A 17,600-nucleotide genomic window follows, 5' to 3' on the forward strand; every position below is an offset into this window, starting at 1 on the left:
CGCTTAGCCCTCGCTTTTCAACAAGTAGCTGATCTTGTTGATCATGCCACGGTTTTCAGGCGTATCGAGCACTTCGACAGTCTGGTTGATCTTCTTCAGACCCAGACCACGAGCGCAGGCCTTGTGGGATTCCAGGCGACCGATCAGGCTCTTCACCAGAGTCACCTTGACAGTCTTGGCGTTACTCATGCTCCACCCCCAGGATTTCCTCGACAGTCAGGCCACGCTTGGCGGCGATCTGCGAAGGAACGAAGATCTTGTTCAGACCGTCCAGGGTTGCGCGTACGACGTTGTACGGGTTGGTCGAACCGTGCACCTTGGCGGACACGTTACGAACACCCATCGCGTCGAAGATCGCGCGCATCGGGCCACCGGCCTTTACACCGGTACCTTCTTTGGCAGGCTGCATGAACACGGTGGTAGCACCGTGCTTACCAATTACGGTGTGATGCAGGGTACCGTTCTTCAGGGGAATCTTCACCATGTTGCGGCGAGCCGATTCCATTGCCTTTTGCACTGCAACCGGCACTTCCTTGGAACGGCCCTTACCCATGCCGATACCGCCATCGCCATCACCAACTACGGTGAGAGCGGAGAAAGCCATGATACGGCCGCCCTTCACCACTTTGGTGACGCGGTTGACGCCGATCATTTTCTCGATCAGACCGTCGCCACGATCTTCCATTTCGTGCTTAGCCATTCTTCACTCCGAATTAGAATACGAGGCCGCTTTCGCGAGCTGCATCGGCCAGCGCTTTGATACGGCCGTGGTATTGGAAACCAGAGCGGTCAAAAGCGACTTTTTCGATGCCAGCTGCCTTAGCTTTCTCGGCAATCCGCTTGCCGACTACGGCTGCAGCGGCCTGGTTGCCACCATTGGAAAGATCAGAGCGCACTTCGGCTTCCAGAGTGGAAGCGCTGGCCAGCACACGACTACCAGTCTCATCAATGATCTGAGCGTAAATGTGGCAGTTGGTGCGGTATACAGAAAGGCGCACCATCTTGAGCTCCGCAATCCGGGCACGGGTTTTGCGTGCACGGCGGAGTCGAGCTTGTTTCTTGTCCATGTCAGGGCCTCAATTACTTCTTCTTGGTCTCTTTCAGAACCACGACCTCGTCGGCATAGCGTACGCCCTTGCCCTTGTACGGCTCCGGGGAGCGGTAGGCACGGATTTCGGCAGCGACTTGACCAACGAGCTGCTTGTCAGCGCCCTTGATCAGGATCTCGGTCTGAGTCGGGGTTTCCACTTTCACACCGGCCGGCATCTTGTGGGAAACCGGGTGCGAGAAACCAAGAGACAGGTTGACGGCATCACCCTGAGCCTGGGCACGATAGCCCACGCCGACCAGGGTCAGCTTCTTCTCGAAGCCTTTGCTGACACCATTCACCATGTTGTTGAGCAGGGCGCGCAACGTGCCAGACATGGCACGTGCGAACTTGCTGTCGTTCTTGGCCGCGAAGGTCAGCTGGTTGTTATCCAGTTTCACTTCAACCTCACCGCACAAAGCGGTGCTGAGGGTGCCAAGAGCGCCCTTGACGCTCACCTCGGTGGCGTTGAACTTGACTTCAACACCGGCCGGGATCGCTACGGGATTCTTTGCTACGCGAGACATTCAACCCTCTCCTTACGCCACGATGCAGAGAAGCTCGCCGCCGATACCGGCTGCGCGGGCCTTGCGATCAGTCATCAGACCTTTGGAGGTGGATACAATTGCAACACCCAGACCGTTCATGACTTTCGGGATCTCGGTGGAGCCTTTGTAAACACGCAGGCCAGGACGGGATACGCGCTCAATGCGATCAATAACCGGACGACCGGCATAGTACTTGAGCTGGATATCCAGGACGGGCTTTTTCTTCGCCGGCTACGGCGAAGTCTTCGATATAACCTTCATCCTTCAGCACCTGGGCCAGTGCAACCTTCAGCTTGGAGCAAGGCATGGATACGGCAGCCTTGGAAGCACGCTGAGCGTTGCGGATGCGGGTCAACATATCGGAAATAGGATCATGCATGCTCATTCTGTATCTCCTATTACCAGCTGGCCTTCACAACGCCCGGGATCTCGCCTTTCATGGCGATTTCACGAAGTTTGTTGCGACCCAGACCGAATTTACGGAAGACGCCACGCGGACGACCGGTAACAGCACAGCGACGACGCTGGCGAACCGGGCTGGCGTTACGCGGCAGTTGCTGAAGTTTCAGACGTGCAGCGAAACGCTCTTCTTCCGAGAGGCTCTGGTTGTTGATGATTTCGAGGAGCTGTTCACGCTTGCTGGCGAACTTGGCGACCAGCTTGGCGCGCTTCTCTTCACGGTTAATCAGTGCAAGTGTTGCCATGTGCTTAACCCTTGAACGGGAACTTGAACGCAGCCAGCAGTGCGCGGGCTTCTTCGTCAGTCTTCGCCGTGGTGGTAATGGTGATGTTCATCCCACGCAGCGCATCGATCTTGTCGTACTCGATTTCCGGGAAGATGATCTGTTCGCGAACGCCCATGTTGTAGTTGCCACGGCCGTCGAAAGACTTGCCGGACACGCCACGGAAGTCACGCACACGCGGCAGTGCGATGGTCACCAGGCGATCAAGGAATTCGTACATGCGCTCACGGCGCAGCGTTACCTTGCAGCCAATCGGATAAGCGTCGCGGATCTTGAAGCCGGCGATCGATTTACGCGCCGTGGTCACAACAGCCTTCTGACCTGCGATTTTCTCGAGGTCGCCTACGGCGTGCTCCATCACCTTCTTGTCGGCCACCGCTTCGCCTACACCCATGTTCAGGGTGACTTTCTCGATGCGGGGAACCTCCATGATCGACTTGTAGCCGAACTGTTTTACCAGCTCAGGCACTACGCTTTCTTTGTAAAAATCGTAGAAACGTGCCATGTTGACTCCTTAGGCCCCGATAACTTCGCCATTGGACTTGAATACGCGCACCTTGCGGCCGTCTTCAAGAGTCTTGAAGCCTACGCGATCAGCCTTCTGGCTAGCCGGGTTAAAGATGGCCACATTGGACACATCAACCGGCATGGTCTTTTCAACGATGCCACCAGCCACACCACGAACCGGATTCGGTTTCTGATGCTTCTTAGCAACATTCACGCCTTCGACAACGACCTTCTCGTCCAGAACACGAAGAACGGTGCCGCGCTTACCCTTGTCCTTGCCGGTGATTACTACGACTTCATCACCCTTACGAATTTTGCGCATGCGTCCTCCTTACAGCACTTCTGGAGCGAGCGAAACGATCTTCATGAAGCGCTCGGTACGCAGTTCACGCGTTACCGGCCCGAAGATACGAGTGCCGATCGGCTCAAGTTTGTTGTTCAGCAGTACGGCGGCGTTGCCATCGAACTTGATCAGCGAGCCGTCCGGACGACGTACACCCTTGGCCGTGCGAACCACGACAGCACTGTACACATCGCCTTTCTTGACGCGACCACGGGGAGCAGCATCCTTGATGCTCACCTTGATGATATCGCCAACACTTGCATAGCGACGCTTGGAACCGCCCAGCACCTTGATGCACATAACAGAGCGCGCACCGGTGTTGTCAGCGACCTCAAGCATGGTCTGCATTTGGATCATTTGATTACCTTTCTATCCAACTTAACCCGTCACTTTCGTCAACCTTCAGCCGGCTTTTCGGCGTTCAGTTAGACGAAACGCCACAGAAAAATCTGCGGCGTATCAAACGGCCAGTTTTGGACCCCGTAAAGGGCGACCCCTGCCCGAATGGACAGGGAAGTGGCCATTATACAGAGGGGCGAGCCCCTCTGCAAGCGTTACACCTGGCGAGCTTTCTCGACCAGGGCAGTCACAACCCACGACTTGCTCTTCGAGAGCGGACGGGACTCGCTGATGACAACGGTATCGCCGGCACGGAACTCGTTGTTCTCGTCGTGTGCGTGGAACTTCTTGGAACGGCGGATAATTTTGCCGTAGATCGGGTGCTTAACCTTGCGCTCGACCAGTACGGTTACAGTCTTATCCATCTTGTCGCTAACCACTTTACCGGTCAGCGTACGTACGACTTTGGTTTCGCTCATATCAAGCCGCCTTTTCTTTCAGAACGGTGCGAACACGAGCGATGTCGCGACGCACTTTCTTCAGCTCACTGCTCTTGGCAAGCTGTTGGGTGGCGTGCTGCATGCGCAGCGCGAACTGTGCCTTCAGCAGGCTCAGCAGTTCCACCTTCAGCTCGGCATCAGTCTTTGCTCTCAGTTCGGACGCTTTCATTACTGACCTACCTGTCTAGTCACAAACACAGTCGGGATCGGCAACTTGGCTGCGGCCAAACGGAAGGCTTCGCGAGCGAGCTCTTCTGCAACGCCATCCATTTCATACAGCATCTTGCCAGGCTGAATTTCAGCCACGTAGTATTCCGTACTACCCTTACCGTTACCCATACGGACTTCGGCGGGCTTGGAGCTGATCGGCTTGTCCGGGAAAATACGAATCCAGATACGGCCGCCACGCTTGATATGACGGGTCATCGCACGGCGAGCCGCCTCGATCTGACGAGCAGTCAGACGGCCACGACCGATAGCCTTCAGGCCAAAGTCACCGAAGCTGACTTTGTTACCACGAGTAGCGATGCCGGTGTTACGGCCTTTCTGCTGTTTGCGGTACTTGAGTCTAGTTGGCTGCAGCATTGCGCGGACCCTTTCTCGTTTTCTTCTCGGTGGCAACCGGAGCGGCCTGAACCTGACCCGGCTTCAGCTCACCTTTGTAAACCCATACCTTGATACCGATGATGCCGTACGTGGTGTTGGCTTCCGAAGTAGCGTAGTCAACGTCGGCACGCAGGGTGTGCAGCGGCACGCGGCCTTCGCGGTACCATTCGGTACGTGCGATTTCGATGCCGTTAAGACGGCCCGAGCTCATGATCTTGATGCCCTGAGCACCCATACGCATGGCGTTCTGCATGGCACGCTTCATGGCACGACGGAACATCACGCGCTTTTCCAGCTGCGAGGCGATACCGTCGGCGATGATTTGAGCATCGATTTCTGGCTTGCGGACTTCTTCGATGTTCACGTGCACCGGCACGCCCAGGCGCTTCTGCAGTTCTTTCTTCAGAACCTCGATGTCCTCGCCTTTCTTGCCGATCACAACACCCGGACGGGCACTGTGAATGGTGATGCGGGCGGACTTGGCCGGGCGCTCGATGGTGACACGACCCACGGATGCGTTAGCAAGACGCTTCTTCAGGAAGGCGCGAACGTCGATATCCTGCTTGAGCATATCGGCGAAATCATGCGAGTTCGCGAACCACTTGGAAGACCAGTTCTTGTTAACGGCAAGACGGAAACCCGTCGGATGAATCTTCTGACCCATTGCTTACCCCTTAGTTGCCCACGGTCAACGTGATATGGCAAGTCTGCTTTTCGATACGGTTGCCACGGCCTTTTGCACGGGCAGCGAAACGCTTCAGACTCGGACCTTTGTCAACGAAGATGGCAGCCACCTTCAGGGTGTCGATATCGGCACCCTCGTTGTGCTCGGCGTTGGCGATAGCCGACTCCAGCACTTTCTTGACAATCACGGCGCCTTTTTTCGGGCTGAACGCCAGGATGTTCAGGGCCTGATCAACGGACTTGCCGCGGATCAAATCGGCCACCAGACGGCACTTCTGTGCCGACAGGCGGACGGTGTTCAAATGTGCAGATACTCTCATCGCTTCACCTTACCTCTTCTTCGCCTTCTTGTCGGCGGCATGGCCCTTGAAGGTACGAGTCAGGGAGAATTCGCCCAGTTTATGACCGACCATGTTTTCGGAAACATAAACCGGCACATGGGTGCGACCGTTGTGTACAGCGATAGTCAGGCCAATGAAATCCGGCAGGACGGTCGAACGACGCGACCAGGTCTTGATCGGACGCTTATCACTGGTCGCACGCGCCGCGTCCACCTTCTTCAGAAGGTGCAGATCAACAAACGGGCCTTTTTTCTGCGAACGTGCCATATGTCAATTACCCTTTAGTGGAATAGCGACGGCGTACGATCATATTGTCGGTACGCTTGTTGCGACGGGTACGGAAGCCCTTAGTCGGCGTGCCCCACGGGCTAACCGGCACACGGCCTTCACCCGTACGACCTTCACCACCACCATGCGGGTGATCGATCGGGTTCATGGCAGTACCACGAACGGTCGGACGGATACCACGCCAACGGGTTGCACCGGCCTTGCCAAGCTTGCGCAGGCTGTGCTCTTCGTTACCCACTTCACCTACGGTGGCACGGCAATCGACATGCACCTTGCGGATTTCGCCGGAGCGCAGGCGCAGCTGGGCGTAAACGCCTTCGCGCGCCAGCAGCATGGCGGAAGCACCTGCGGAACGCACCATCTGGGCACCCTTGCCCGGCTGCAGTTCTACGCAGTGGATGGTGGTACCGACCGGAATATTGCGGATCGGCAGGCAGTTGCCGGCCTTGATCGGAGCTTCAGCACCGGACAAGAGCACGGCACCAACCTTCACGCCGCGCGGCGCGATGATGTAGCGACGCTCGCCATCGGCGTAGCACAGCAGGGCGATATGCGCGGTACGGTTCGGATCGTATTCGATACGCTCAACCTTGGCCGGAATACCATCCTTGTTGCGACGGAAGTCGACGATGCGATAGTGCTGCTTGTGACCACCACCGCGATGACGTACGGTGATGTGGCCGTTATTGTTACGGCCGGCGGTCGAATTCTTCTTTTCGACCAGGGCGGCGAGCGGAGCACCCTTGTGCAGGTCAGGGTGAACCACCTTGACTACGGCACGGCGACCCGCGGAAGTCGGTTTTACTTTAACGATAGGCATGCTCTATCTCCTCACTCAGCTGCAGTCGCAGTCAGGTCGATTTCCTGACCGGCTACCAGGCTGACGTAAGCCTTTTTCCAGTCCTTGCGACGGCCGAAAGTACGACCAAAGCGCTTGACCTTGCCCTTGACGTTCACGGTGGAAACGCCATCAACTTTTACATTGAACAGCATCTCGACAGCCGCTTTGATTTCCGGCTTGGTAGCATCGCTAGCGACGCGGAACACGACTTGCTGGTTTTTCTCGGAGACGAGAGTGCTCTTCTCGGAAACAACCGGAGCAAGGATTACTTGCAACAAACGTTCCTGATTCATGCCCACTGCTCCTCGAGTTGCTTCACGGCGTCGCGAGTGATCACGATTTTCTTGAAACGCAGCAGGCTGTACGGATCAACTTGCTGAGTCTCGATCACCAGCACATTCGGCAGGTTGCGCGACGACAGATACAGGTTTTCATCCATTTCGTTGGTGATGAACAGACCCTGTTCGATCCCCATGGACTTAACCAGGCCGACGAACTCTTTGGTTTTCGGCGTTTCAACCGCGAAGTTGTCGACAACGATCAGACGCTCGTCACGAACCAGCTGCGACAGAATCGCGGCCATACCGGCACGGAACATCTTGCGGTTTACCTTGTGCGAGAAGTTCTCGTCCGGGCTGTTCGGGAAGGTGCGACCACCACCACGCCAGATCGGCGAGGAAGTCATACCGGAGCGGGCACGACCGGTGCCCTTTTGACGCCACGGCTTCTTGGTGGAGTGCTTCACTTCAGCACGGGTCTTCTGGGCACGGTTGGCGCTACGGGCATTAGCCAAGAACGCAGTAACCACCTGATGGACCAGAGCTTCATTGTATTCGCGACCGAACAAACCTTCGGAAGCTTGCAGGCCTTCTACAGCCTGACCTTGTACATTGATAACCTTCAATTCCATCACGCACCCGCCTTCACACTAGGACGAACGACGACATCACCGTTCGTGGCACCCGGAACTGCACCCTTGACCAGAATCAGTTGACGTTCGGTATCGATGCGGACGATTTCCAGGCGCTGCACGGTGCTCTGCACGTTACCATACTGACCAGCCATGCGCTTACCCGGCAGTACACGACCCGGATCCTGCGCTTGACCGATGGAACCCGGAGTGTTGTGCGAACGCGAGTTACCGTGGGAAGCACGGTTGGAGGAGAAGTTGTGACGCTTGATCACACCGGAGAAACCTTTACCCTTGGAGGTACCGGTAACGTCAACGAGTTGACCCACCTGGAAGATTTCGACGGTGATGGCATCGCCCGGCTTGAACTGCGACAGCTGTTCAGCGCCCAGAACGAACTCACCCAGACCACGACCGGCTTCAACGCCTGCCTTGGCAAAGTGACCAGCTTCAGCCTTGTTGACGCGGTTGGCTTTGCAGGAACCGTAGGTCACCTGAACAGCTTCGTAGCCATCAACTTCGGCGGTTTTGATTTGCGTGACGCGATTGGCAGCCATGTCCAGCACAGTTACCGGGATGGAAGCACCATCTTCGGCAAAAATGCGGGTCATGCCGACTTTGCGACCGACAAGACCTAAACTCATGTTTATTTCCTTTTGCAGGGCCGATTACGATTGACCGGCTCATAAAAACAAAAGCGGACTCGCCAAAATGGCGAGTCCGCTAATGTATCACAGAAAATTCAACTATCGCAAGCACTTAGACCTGCGACAGCCAAACCCTCGTGCTTACTGCAGCTTGATTTCCACATCGACGCCGGCCGGCAGGTCGAGCTTCATCAGCGCGTCCACGGTTTTGTCGGTCGGGTCAACGATATCCATCAGACGCAGGTGAGTGCGAATTTCCAGCTGGTCGCGGGAAGTCTTGTTCACGTGCGGCGAACGCAGGATGTTGAAACGCTCGATCTTGGTTGGCAGCGGAACCGGGCCTTTAACCACGGCGCCAGTGCGTTTGGCGGTTTCAACGATTTCCTGGGCGGAGCGGTCGATCAGGTTGTAATCGAAAGCTTTCAGGCGAATGCGGATTTTTTGGCTTTGCATCTTGGGCTTTCCGATTAGGCGATGATCTTGGCAACGACGCCGGCGCCGACGGTACGGCCACCTTCGCGGATGGCGAAGCGCAGACCTTCTTCCATGGCGATCGGAGCGATCAGTTCCACGGTGATTTCCACGTTGTCACCCGGCATTACCATTTCCACGCCTTCGGCCAGGCTAACAGCGCCGGTCACGTCGGTGGTGCGGAAGTAGAACTGCGGACGGTAGTTGGCGAAGAACGGGGTGTGACGGCCGCCTTCTTCTTTGCTCAGTACGTAGACCGAAGCAGAGAACTTGGTGTGCGGGGTGATCGAACCCGGCTTGGCCAGAACCTGGCCACGCTCAACGTCTTCACGCTTGGTACCGCGCAGCAGCACGCCGACGTTGTCACCAGCCTGACCTTGGTCCAGCAGCTTGCGGAACATTTCCACGCCGGTGCAGGTGGTCTTGGCGGTGGCCTTCAGGCCCACGATTTCCAGCTCTTCACCGACCTTGACGATGCCGCGCTCAACACGACCGGTCACCACGGTGCCACGGCCGGAGATCGAGAACACGTCTTCGATCGGCAGCAGGAACGGCTTGTCTACCGCACGTTCCGGGGTCGGGATGTAGCTGTCCAGCGCGTCGGCCAGACGGAAGATCGACGGTTCGCCGTATTCGGACTGGTCGCCTTCCAGCGCCAGACGAGCGGAGCCGATGATGATCGGGGTATCGTCACCCGGGAAGTCGTAGGACGACAGCAGGTCACGCACTTCCATTTCCACCAGTTCCAGCAGCTCGGCGTCGTCCACCAGGTCTGCCTTGTTCAGGTAGACGATGATGTACGGTACACCTACCTGACGGGACAGCAGGATGTGTTCGCGGGTTTGCGGCATCGGACCGTCAGCGGCCGAGCACACCAGGATCGCGCCATCCATCTGGGCAGCACCGGTGATCATGTTCTTCACATAGTCGGCGTGGCCCGGGCAGTCTACGTGGGCGTAGTGGCGGTTTTCGGTTTCGTATTCTACGTGCGCGGTATTGATGGTAATACCACGAGCCTTTTCTTCCGGCGCGCTATCGATCTGGGAGTAGTCTTTGGCTTCGCCACCGAACTTCTTCGACAGAATGGTGGTGATAGCGGCGGTCAGCGTAGTTTTACCATGGTCAACGTGACCGATGGTGCCGACGTTTACGTGCGGTTTAGTCCGCGCAAACTTTTCTTTTGCCATTTTGCAAAATTCCTTAATTAAAGAACAACAGATCAGGTTGGCCGAAGAGGACTTCAGCCAACCTCAGCGCGCATTACTTCTTTGCGTTCATGACGGTATCAGCGACGTGCTTCGGCGCCTCGGAGTAGTGCTTGAACTCCATGGAGTACGTAGCACGACCCTGGGTTGCCGAACGCAGGTCGGTCGAGTAACCGAACATCTCGGCCAGCGGTACTTCAGCCTTGATCTTCTTGCCACCCAGGCCGTCGTCATCCATACCCTGAACGATGCCACGACGACGGTTCAGGTCGCCCATCACGTCGCCCATGTACTCTTCCGGCGTTTCCACTTCCACGGCCATCATCGGCTCGAGGATGCACGGACCGGCACGGCGCATGGCTTCCTTGAATGCAATAGAACCAGCCAGTTCGAAGGCGATCTGCGAAGAGTCGACATCGTGGTAGGAACCGAAAGTCAGACGTACAGTCACGTCAACCACCGGGAACCCAGCCAAAATACCGTTGTTCAGCGAGTTACGGATACCCTTGTCAACGGAAGGAATGAATTCGCGAGGAATCACACCACCCTTGATCTCGTCGATGAACTTGTAGCCCTGACCTTCGCCGGACGGTTCCAGAGTGATCGTACAATCACCGTACTGACCCTTACCACCAGACTGCTTGGCATGCTTACCCTGCACGTCAGTAACAGTCTTGGTGATGGTTTCACGGTAGGCCACCTGCGGGGCACCGACGTTGGCTTCCACGCCAAATTCGCGCTTCATGCGGTCAACCAGAATTTCCAGGTGCAGCTCACCCATACCGGAAATAATGGTCTGGCCGGATTCTTCGTCGGTACGCACGCGGAACGACGGGTCTTCCTTGGCCAGGCGGTTCAGGGCAACACCCATCTTTTCCTGGTCGGCCTTGGTCTTCGGCTCAACGGCAACGTGAATCACCGGGTCCGGGAATTCCATGCGTTCCAGAATCAGCGGAGCATCAAGCGAGCACAGGGTTTCGCCGGTGGTGACTTCTTTCAGACCGATGGCAGCGGCGATGTCGCCGGCGCGAACTTCTTCGATCTCTTTACGGTCGTTGGCGTGCATCTGCACGATACGACCGATACGCTCTTTCTTGCCCTTGACCGTGTTCAGCACGGTGTCGCCGGACTTCACCACGCCCGAGTAGACGCGGAAGAAAGTCAGCTGACCGACGTACGGGTCGTTCATCAGCTTGAATGCCAGAGCCGAGAAGTGCTCGTCGTCGGAGGCCTTGCGGGTGGTCGGGGTGCCGTCGTCCAGCTCGCCCGGCACCGGCGGAACGTCCAGCGGGCTCGGCAGCAGATCGATCACGGCGTCCAGCATGCGCTGTACACCCTTGTTCTTGAACGCAGAACCGCACAGCATCGGCTGGATTTCGCAGCGCAGGGTACGCTGACGCAGGCCGTCGACGATCTCTTCCTCGGTCAGCGTTTCGCCGCCCAAGTACTTGTCCATCATCTCGTCGCTGACTTCAGCAGCGGCTTCAACCATCTTCTCGCGCCATTCTTCGGCTACGGAAACCAGGTCGGCCGGGATCTCACCGTATTCGAACTTCATGCCCTGGGACGCTTCGTCCCAGATGATGGCCTTCATCTTCAAGAGGTCAACCACACCCTCGAAGCCATCTTCGGCACCGATCGGCACCACGATAGGCACCGGGTTGCCGCGCAGACGGGTTTTCACCTGTTCTACGGCACGGAAGAAGTTGGCACCCTGACGGTCCATCTTGTTCACGAAGGCGATACGCGGAACCTGGTACTTGTTGGCCTGACGCCATACGGTTTCCGACTGCGGCTGCACACCGCCCACCGCGCAGTAAACCATCACGGCACCGTCCAGCACACGCATGGAACGCTCTACCTCGATGGTAAAGTCCACGTGTCCCGGGGTGTCGATGATGTTGAAGCGGTGCTCCGGATACTGCAGGCCCATACCCTTCCAGAACGTGGTGGTAGCGGCGGAGGTAATGGTGATACCACGCTCCTGCTCTTGCTCCATCCAGTCCATGGTGGCGGCGCCGTCGTGAACTTCACCAATCTTGTGGTTCACACCGGTGTAAAACAGAATGCGCTCGGTAGTAGTGGTCTTACCGGCGTCAATGTGAGCGCTGATACCAATGTTACGGTAGCGCTCGATAGGAGTTTTCCTAGCCACGGCCAAAACCTTCTCGGTGGGTTTAACTTAGAAACGGAAGTGCGAGAACGCCTTGTTGGCTTCGGCCATGCGGTGAACTTCTTCACGCTTCTTCATGGCGCCGCCACGGCCTTCGGCCGCGTCGATCAGTTCACCGGCCAGACGCAGGTCCATGGATTTTTCACCGCGCTTGCGGGCTGCATCGCGCAACCAGCGCATAGCGAGCGCCATACGGCGTGCCGGACGCACCTCAACTGGAACCTGATAGTTTGCACCACCTACGCGGCGGCTCTTCACTTCGACAACCGGCTTGGCATTGGACAGTGCGGTATTGAACACTTCAATGGCATTCTTGCCGGTTTTCTTTTCAATCTGGTCCAGCGCGCCGTAGATAATGCGCTCTGCAACGGATTTCTTGCCGTCGATCATCACGACGTTCATGAATTTGGAGAGATCCTGGCTACCGAACTTCGGATCCGGCAGGATTTCGCGCTTGGGGACTTCTCTGCGTCTTGGCATGGTAATTCCTTAAATCAATTCAGTTGAGCTTGATGCTCATGGCGCCCAGTGGAGCAACCACTTACTCGACGGTATGTCACCGCCGTTCACGTTCCGAGGCTAGCGACTTACTTAGGACGCTTGGCACCGTACTTGGAACGGGACTGCTTACGGTCTTTCACGCCAGCGGTATCCAGCGAACCGCGAACGGTGTGATAACGCACACCTGGCAAGTCTTTTACACGACCGCCACGGATCAGCACCACGGAGTGTTCCTGCAGGTTGTGGCCTTCACCACCGATGTAGGAAATCACTTCGAAACCGTTGGTCAGACGAACCTTGCACACTTTACGCAGTGCGGAGTTCGGCTTTTTCGGGGTCGTGGTGTAAACACGGGTGCACACACCGCGCTTCTGCGGGCAGGCCTCCAGCGCCGGCACCTTGCTCTTCGCTTGTTCAGCGAGGCGGCCTTTGCGCACGAGTTGGTTGATGGTTGGCATTACTATCAGTTCCTTGTTGAGTCATGGACGGCAACATGCCGCCCAGAAGGACGGAGGATTATATTTTAAGCAGTCTTGCAGCGTCAATGAAAAGACGCTGCCTTCCAACGTTAACCGTTGAAAGGACAGCGTTTTTTCAACACTTCAGCAACAGCAGGCGATTACTCGTTGCCTTCGAGCGTCTCCATTTGCGGTTCTAGCAGCTGCTGGTCGGCCCCGCCCTCGCCGCCCGGCGCATGACGGCGACGGTTGCGGTGGTAGGCCAGACCGGTACCGGCCGGAATCAGACGACCGACGATCACGTTTTCCTTCAGGCCACGTAGGTCGTCCTTCTTGCCCATGATCGCCGCTTCGGTCAGCACGCGCGTGGTTTCCTGGAACGACGCTGCCGAGATGAAGGAGTCGGTCGACAGCGAGGCCTTGGTGATACCCAACAGCACGTTGTCGTAATGCGCCGGTTCCTTGCCTTCGGCCAACATCTCGTCGTTCTTCGCCAGTACTTCAGCACGCTCGACCTGCTCGCCCTGGATGAAGTCGGTATCGCCCGAATCGGTGATGACGACGCGACGCAGCATCTGGCGAATGATCACCTCGATGTGCTTGTCGTTAATCTTCACACCCTGCAGACGATACACTTCCTGCACTTCCTGGACGATGTAGCGCGCCAGCGCCTCGATACCCTGCAGGCGCAGGATGTCGTGCGGATCGACGGCACCGTCGACGATCAGTTCGCCGCGGTTCACCACCTGACCATCGTGCACCAGGACGTGCTTGTCTTTCGGGATCAGGCTCTCGAAGCCGTTGCCGTCCAGATCGGTGATGATAAGGCGCTGCTTGCCCTTGGTGTCCTTACCGAACGAAACGGTACCGGTCACTTCGGCCAGCATGCCGGCGTCCTTCGGCGAACGCGCTTCGAACAGCTCGGCCACTCGCGGCAGACCACCGGTAATGTCGCGGGTCTTGGTCGATTCCTGCGGAATACGCGCCAGTACCTCGCCCTTGCCCACTTCCTGACCGTCGCGCACGGTAATGATGGCGCCGACCTGGAAGGTGATCGAGACCGACGAATCGGAACCGGCCAGCTTCACTTCGTTGCCGAACTCGTCGAGCAGCTTCACCAGCGGACGCAGCATCTTGGACTGCGAACCGGCACGGCGCTTCGGATCGATCACCACCAGCGTCGACAGGCCAGTTACTTCATCGGTCTGCTTGGCGACGGTGTTGCCCTCTTCCACGTTCTCGAACTTCACGCGGCCGGCATACTCGGTGATGATCGGACGGGTGTGCGGGTCCCACGTGGCCAGTACGGCGCCGGCCTTGATCACCATGCCGTCGTTGACCAGCAGCGTGGCACCGTACGGCACCTTGTGACGCTCGCGCTCGCGGCCGATGTCGTCGTGGATCACCACTTCGCCGGAGCGGGTGATGACGATCAGCTCGCCCTTATTGTTGGCCACGTAGCGCATCTGGCTGGAGAAGCGCACGGTACCGTTGGACTTACCTTCCACCTGGCTGGCCGCGGCCGAACGGGATGCCGCACCACCGATGTGGAAGGTGCGCATGGTCAGCTGGGTACCCGGTTCACCGATCGACTGGGCGGCGATCACACCGACTGCCTCGCCGGCGTTGACGCGCTTGCCGCGTGCCAGATCGCGACCGTAGCACTTGGCGCACAGACCGTAGCGGGTGTCGCAGGTGATGGCGGTACGTACCTTGACTTCGTCGATGCCCAGGCTATCGATCATTTCGACCAGATACTCGTCGAGCAGCGTGCCGGCTTCGATCACGGTCTCGCTGGTGGACGGATCGACTACGTCGCTGGCGGTAACGCGGCCGAGAATACGGTCGCGCAGCGCTTCGATCACGTCACCGCCCTGCAATACCGCCTTCATCACAAAGCCGTTGGTGGTGCCGCAATCGTCCTCAATCACCACCAGATCCTGCGTCACGTCGACCAGACGACGAGTCAGGTAACCGGAGTTGGCGGTCTTCAACGCGGTATCCGCCAGACCCTTACGGGCACCGTGGGTCGAGATGAAGTACTGCAGTACCGTCAGACCTTCGCGGAAGTTGGCAGTAATCGGCGTTTCGATAATCGAACCGTCCGGTTTCGCCATCAGGCCCCGCATACCGGCCAGCTGCTTGATCTGTGCCGCGGAACCCCGGGCACCGGAGTCGGCCATCATGTAAATAGAGTTGAAGGACTCCTGGTCGACTTCCTTGCCTTCCTTGTCCAGCACTTTCTGGGTGGAGAGGTCGTCCATCATCGCCTTGGCGATCTTGTCGCCGGTACGACCCCAGATGTCCACGACCTTGTTGTAGCGTTCGCCGTTGGTCACCAGACCTTGACGATACTGCTCTTCAATTTCTTTCACTTCCTTCTGGGCTTCGCCCAGCAGCTCGACCTTCTTGGCCGGGATCTGCATGTCGTCGACGCAGATCGAGATGCCGCCGCGGGTGGAGAAAGCGAAACCGGTGTACATCAGCTGGTCGGCGAAGATTACCGTGTCGCGGATGCCGCAACGACGGAACGAAGCGTTGATCAGCTTCGAGATTTCTTTCTTCTTCAGCGCCTTGTTGATGTGTTCGAACGGCAGGCCCTTTGGCAGGATGTCCGACAGCAGCGCGCGGCCGACGGTGGTGTCGTAGCGCTTGATCACCGGCTGGAACTCGCCCTGCTCGTCCTTTTCCCACTCGCGCAGACGCACGGTGATGCGGGTAGCCAGCTCAACCTGGCGGGTTTCGTAGGCGCGGTGCACTTCCTTGGTGTCGGCAAACACCATGCCTTCGCCCTTGCCGTTCACCTTGTCGCGGGTCATGTAGTACAGACCCAGCACGATATCCTGCGACGGCACGATGATCGGCTCGCCGTTGGCCGGCGACAGCACGTTGTTGGTGGCCAGCATCAGGGTGCGGGCTTCCATCTGTGCTTCCAGCGACAGCGGCACGTGAACGGCCATCTGGTCACCGTCGAAGTCGGCGTTGAACGCCGCGCAGACCAGCGGGTGCAGCTGGATCGCCTTGCCTTCGATCAGCACCGGCTCGAACGCCTGGATACCCAGACGGTGCAGCGTCGGCGCACGGTTCAGCAATACCGGATGTTCGCGGATGACGTCTTCGAGGATGTCCCAGACTTCCGGCACTTCCTGCTCAACCAGCTTCTTGGCGGCCTTGATGGTGGAGGCCAAGCCCAGCACTTCGAGCTTGTGGAAGATGAACGGCTTGAACAGTTCCAGTGCCATCTTCTTCGGCAGACCGCACTGGTGGAGACGCAGGGTCGGACCCACGGTAATCACGGAACGACCGGAATAGTCGACGCGCTTACCCAGCAGGTTCTGACGGAAGCGACCGCCCTTACCCTTGATCATGTCGGCCAGCGACTTCAGCGGACGCTTGTTAGCACCGGTCATGGCCTTGCCGCGACGACCGTTGTCGAGCAGCGAGTCAACCGATTCCTGCAGCATGCGCTTCTCGTTACGCACGATGATGTCCGGCGCGCGCAGTTCCAGCAGACGCTTCAGACGGTTGTTACGGTTGATGACACGGCGATACAGATCGTTCAGGTCGGAAGTGGCGAAACGGCCACCGTCCAGCGGTACCAGCGGACGCAGTTCCGGCGGCAGCACCGGCAGCACTTCCAGAATCATCCATTCCGGCTTCATGCCGGAACGCAAGAAGGCCTCCAGCACTTTCAGGCGCTTGGCGATCTTCTTGATCTTGGTGTCGGAACTGGTGGCCTCGAGCTCGCGGCGCAGGGTCTCGATCTCGTTGTTCAGGTCCAGGCTGCGCAGCAGTTCGCGCACGGCCTCGGCGCCCATCATGGCCTTGAAGTCGTCGCCGTACTGGTCTTCCTTGTCGAGGAAGTCTTCCTCCGTCAGCAACTGGCCGCGCTGCATCGGGGTCATGCCCGGGTCGGTGACCACGAAGCCTTCGAAGTACAGAACGCGTTCGATGTCGCGCAGGGTCATGTCGAGCACCATGCCCAGGCGGGACGGCAGGCTCTTCAGGAACCAGATGTGTGCGGTCGGGCTGGCCAGTTCGATGTGGCCCATGCGCTCGCGGCGCACCTTGGACAGGGTGACTTCAACGCCGCACTTCTCGCAGATCACGCCGCGATGCTTGAGACGCTTGTACTTGCCGCACAGGCATTCGTAGTCCTTCACCGGCCCGAAGATGCGGGCGCAGAACAGCCCGTCGCGTTCCGGCTTGAAGGTACGATAGTTGATGGTTTCAGGCTTCTTGACCTCACCGTAGGACCAGGAACGGATCTTGTCCGGTGAAGCGATGCCGATCTTAATCGCATCAAACTCTTCTTCTTGCGTAACTTGCTTAAAGAGGTCGAGCAGAGCTTTCATTGCGTCTCCAGTCAGGAGACCGCGCTTCGGCCAAGGTTGGCCGAAGCGCGGCA

The 17,600-nt window shown here is 57.9% G+C and carries 24 protein-coding genes and 1 pseudogene; all 25 read right to left on the reverse strand.

All coding sequences use genetic code 11. The features are described from left to right. Positions 1–3: 3 nt before the first annotated feature. The 25 genes and pseudogenes from rpmD to rpoC all read right to left on the reverse strand — a co-directional run bounded on the left by rpmD (position 4) and on the right by rpoC (position 17,547). A complete protein-coding gene (gene rpmD, locus ABKF58_RS03320) occupies positions 4–189 on the reverse strand; it encodes a 50S ribosomal protein L30 (protein WP_008955654.1) in 186 nt (61 codons plus the stop codon). After that, positions 182–700 carry a 30S ribosomal protein S5 gene (gene rpsE, locus ABKF58_RS03325; protein WP_008955653.1) on the reverse strand — a complete coding sequence of 173 codons (519 nt, stop codon included), beginning with the start codon at positions 698–700 and terminating at the stop codon, positions 182–184. Before rpsE ends, rpmD begins: the two co-directional genes overlap by 8 nt. Positions 701–713: 13 nt before the next feature. Further along, complete coding sequence (gene rplR / locus ABKF58_RS03330; RefSeq protein ID WP_008955652.1) at positions 714–1,067, reverse strand: 50S ribosomal protein L18; 354 nt, start codon at positions 1,065–1,067, stop codon at positions 714–716. A gap of 13 nt (positions 1,068–1,080) precedes the next feature. Beyond that, positions 1,081–1,614, reverse strand: coding sequence for a 50S ribosomal protein L6 (gene rplF, locus ABKF58_RS03335; protein WP_008955651.1), 534 nt, complete (start codon positions 1,612–1,614; stop codon positions 1,081–1,083). 12 nt (positions 1,615–1,626) lie between these two features. Beyond that, positions 1,627–2,020 (reverse strand): annotated as a pseudogene (gene rpsH / locus ABKF58_RS03340) (30S ribosomal protein S8). A gap of 13 nt (positions 2,021–2,033) precedes the next feature. Next, positions 2,034–2,339 (reverse strand): 30S ribosomal protein S14, encoded by a 306-nt coding sequence (gene rpsN / locus ABKF58_RS03345; RefSeq protein ID WP_008955649.1) that lies wholly within the window; start codon positions 2,337–2,339, stop codon positions 2,034–2,036. A 4-nt stretch (positions 2,340–2,343) separates the two neighbouring features. Further along, positions 2,344–2,883, reverse strand: coding sequence for a 50S ribosomal protein L5 (gene rplE / locus ABKF58_RS03350; RefSeq protein WP_008955648.1), 540 nt, complete (start codon positions 2,881–2,883; stop codon positions 2,344–2,346). Positions 2,884–2,892: 9 nt separating this feature from the next. After that, positions 2,893–3,207, reverse strand: coding sequence for a 50S ribosomal protein L24 (gene rplX, locus ABKF58_RS03355; RefSeq protein WP_008955647.1), 315 nt, complete (start codon positions 3,205–3,207; stop codon positions 2,893–2,895). Between the two features lie 9 nt (positions 3,208–3,216). Continuing rightward, positions 3,217–3,585: a 50S ribosomal protein L14 gene (gene rplN, locus ABKF58_RS03360; protein ID WP_008955646.1), complete on the reverse strand. Its 369-nt coding sequence runs from the start codon at positions 3,583–3,585 to the stop codon at positions 3,217–3,219. Positions 3,586–3,782: 197 nt separating this feature from the next. After that, positions 3,783–4,046, reverse strand: a complete 264-nt coding sequence (gene rpsQ, locus ABKF58_RS03365; RefSeq protein ID WP_008955645.1) for a 30S ribosomal protein S17 — start codon at positions 4,044–4,046, stop codon at positions 3,783–3,785. Between the two features lies 1 nt (position 4,047). Beyond that, positions 4,048–4,236: a 50S ribosomal protein L29 gene (rpmC, locus tag ABKF58_RS03370; protein ID WP_008955644.1), complete on the reverse strand. Its 189-nt coding sequence runs from the start codon at positions 4,234–4,236 to the stop codon at positions 4,048–4,050. After that, positions 4,236–4,652 carry a 50S ribosomal protein L16 gene (gene rplP / locus ABKF58_RS03375; protein WP_008955643.1) on the reverse strand — a complete coding sequence of 139 codons (417 nt, stop codon included), beginning with the start codon at positions 4,650–4,652 and terminating at the stop codon, positions 4,236–4,238. The genes rpmC and rplP overlap by 1 nt, the downstream gene beginning before the upstream one ends. Next, the gene (rpsC, locus tag ABKF58_RS03380; RefSeq protein ID WP_008955642.1) at positions 4,636–5,337 is read right to left on the reverse strand and encodes a 30S ribosomal protein S3; all 702 of its coding nucleotides are present in this window, start codon (positions 5,335–5,337) and stop codon (positions 4,636–4,638) included. Before rpsC ends, rplP begins: the two co-directional genes overlap by 17 nt. A gap of 10 nt (positions 5,338–5,347) precedes the next feature. Beyond that, on the reverse strand, positions 5,348–5,677 hold the full coding sequence (gene rplV, locus ABKF58_RS03385; RefSeq protein ID WP_008955641.1) for a 50S ribosomal protein L22: 330 nt from the start codon (positions 5,675–5,677) through the stop codon (positions 5,348–5,350). A gap of 9 nt (positions 5,678–5,686) precedes the next feature. Further along, positions 5,687–5,965 (reverse strand): 30S ribosomal protein S19, encoded by a 279-nt coding sequence (gene rpsS / locus ABKF58_RS03390; protein WP_008955640.1) that lies wholly within the window; start codon positions 5,963–5,965, stop codon positions 5,687–5,689. 7 nt (positions 5,966–5,972) lie between these two features. Then, a complete protein-coding gene (gene rplB, locus ABKF58_RS03395) occupies positions 5,973–6,806 on the reverse strand; it encodes a 50S ribosomal protein L2 (RefSeq protein ID WP_014085761.1) in 834 nt (277 codons plus the stop codon). Positions 6,807–6,817: 11 nt separating this feature from the next. Next, positions 6,818–7,120: a 50S ribosomal protein L23 gene (gene rplW, locus ABKF58_RS03400; RefSeq protein WP_008955638.1), complete on the reverse strand. Its 303-nt coding sequence runs from the start codon at positions 7,118–7,120 to the stop codon at positions 6,818–6,820. After that, complete coding sequence (rplD, locus tag ABKF58_RS03405; protein ID WP_008955637.1) at positions 7,117–7,737, reverse strand: 50S ribosomal protein L4; 621 nt, start codon at positions 7,735–7,737, stop codon at positions 7,117–7,119. The genes rplW and rplD overlap by 4 nt, the downstream gene beginning before the upstream one ends. Next, positions 7,737–8,381 carry a 50S ribosomal protein L3 gene (gene rplC, locus ABKF58_RS03410; protein ID WP_482583363.1) on the reverse strand — a complete coding sequence of 215 codons (645 nt, stop codon included), beginning with the start codon at positions 8,379–8,381 and terminating at the stop codon, positions 7,737–7,739. The genes rplD and rplC overlap by 1 nt, the downstream gene beginning before the upstream one ends. Positions 8,382–8,525: 144 nt before the next feature. Beyond that, on the reverse strand, positions 8,526–8,837 hold the full coding sequence (gene rpsJ, locus ABKF58_RS03415) for a 30S ribosomal protein S10 (RefSeq protein WP_008955635.1): 312 nt from the start codon (positions 8,835–8,837) through the stop codon (positions 8,526–8,528). Between the two features lie 14 nt (positions 8,838–8,851). After that, positions 8,852–10,042 carry an elongation factor Tu gene (tuf, locus tag ABKF58_RS03420; protein WP_008955879.1) on the reverse strand — a complete coding sequence of 397 codons (1,191 nt, stop codon included), beginning with the start codon at positions 10,040–10,042 and terminating at the stop codon, positions 8,852–8,854. 73 nt (positions 10,043–10,115) lie between these two features. Continuing rightward, positions 10,116–12,215 (reverse strand): elongation factor G, encoded by a 2,100-nt coding sequence (gene fusA / locus ABKF58_RS03425; protein WP_008955890.1) that lies wholly within the window; start codon positions 12,213–12,215, stop codon positions 10,116–10,118. A gap of 27 nt (positions 12,216–12,242) precedes the next feature. Beyond that, on the reverse strand, positions 12,243–12,713 hold the full coding sequence (gene rpsG, locus ABKF58_RS03430; RefSeq protein WP_008955889.1) for a 30S ribosomal protein S7: 471 nt from the start codon (positions 12,711–12,713) through the stop codon (positions 12,243–12,245). Between the two features lie 107 nt (positions 12,714–12,820). Further along, complete coding sequence (gene rpsL / locus ABKF58_RS03435) at positions 12,821–13,192, reverse strand: 30S ribosomal protein S12 (RefSeq protein ID WP_008955888.1); 372 nt, start codon at positions 13,190–13,192, stop codon at positions 12,821–12,823. A gap of 161 nt (positions 13,193–13,353) precedes the next feature. Next, a complete protein-coding gene (rpoC, locus tag ABKF58_RS03440) occupies positions 13,354–17,547 on the reverse strand; it encodes a DNA-directed RNA polymerase subunit beta' (RefSeq protein ID WP_482583364.1) in 4,194 nt (1,397 codons plus the stop codon). Positions 17,548–17,600 lie beyond the last annotated feature (53 nt).

This window comes from Pseudogulbenkiania sp. AW2-16, from assembly GCF_056824575.1.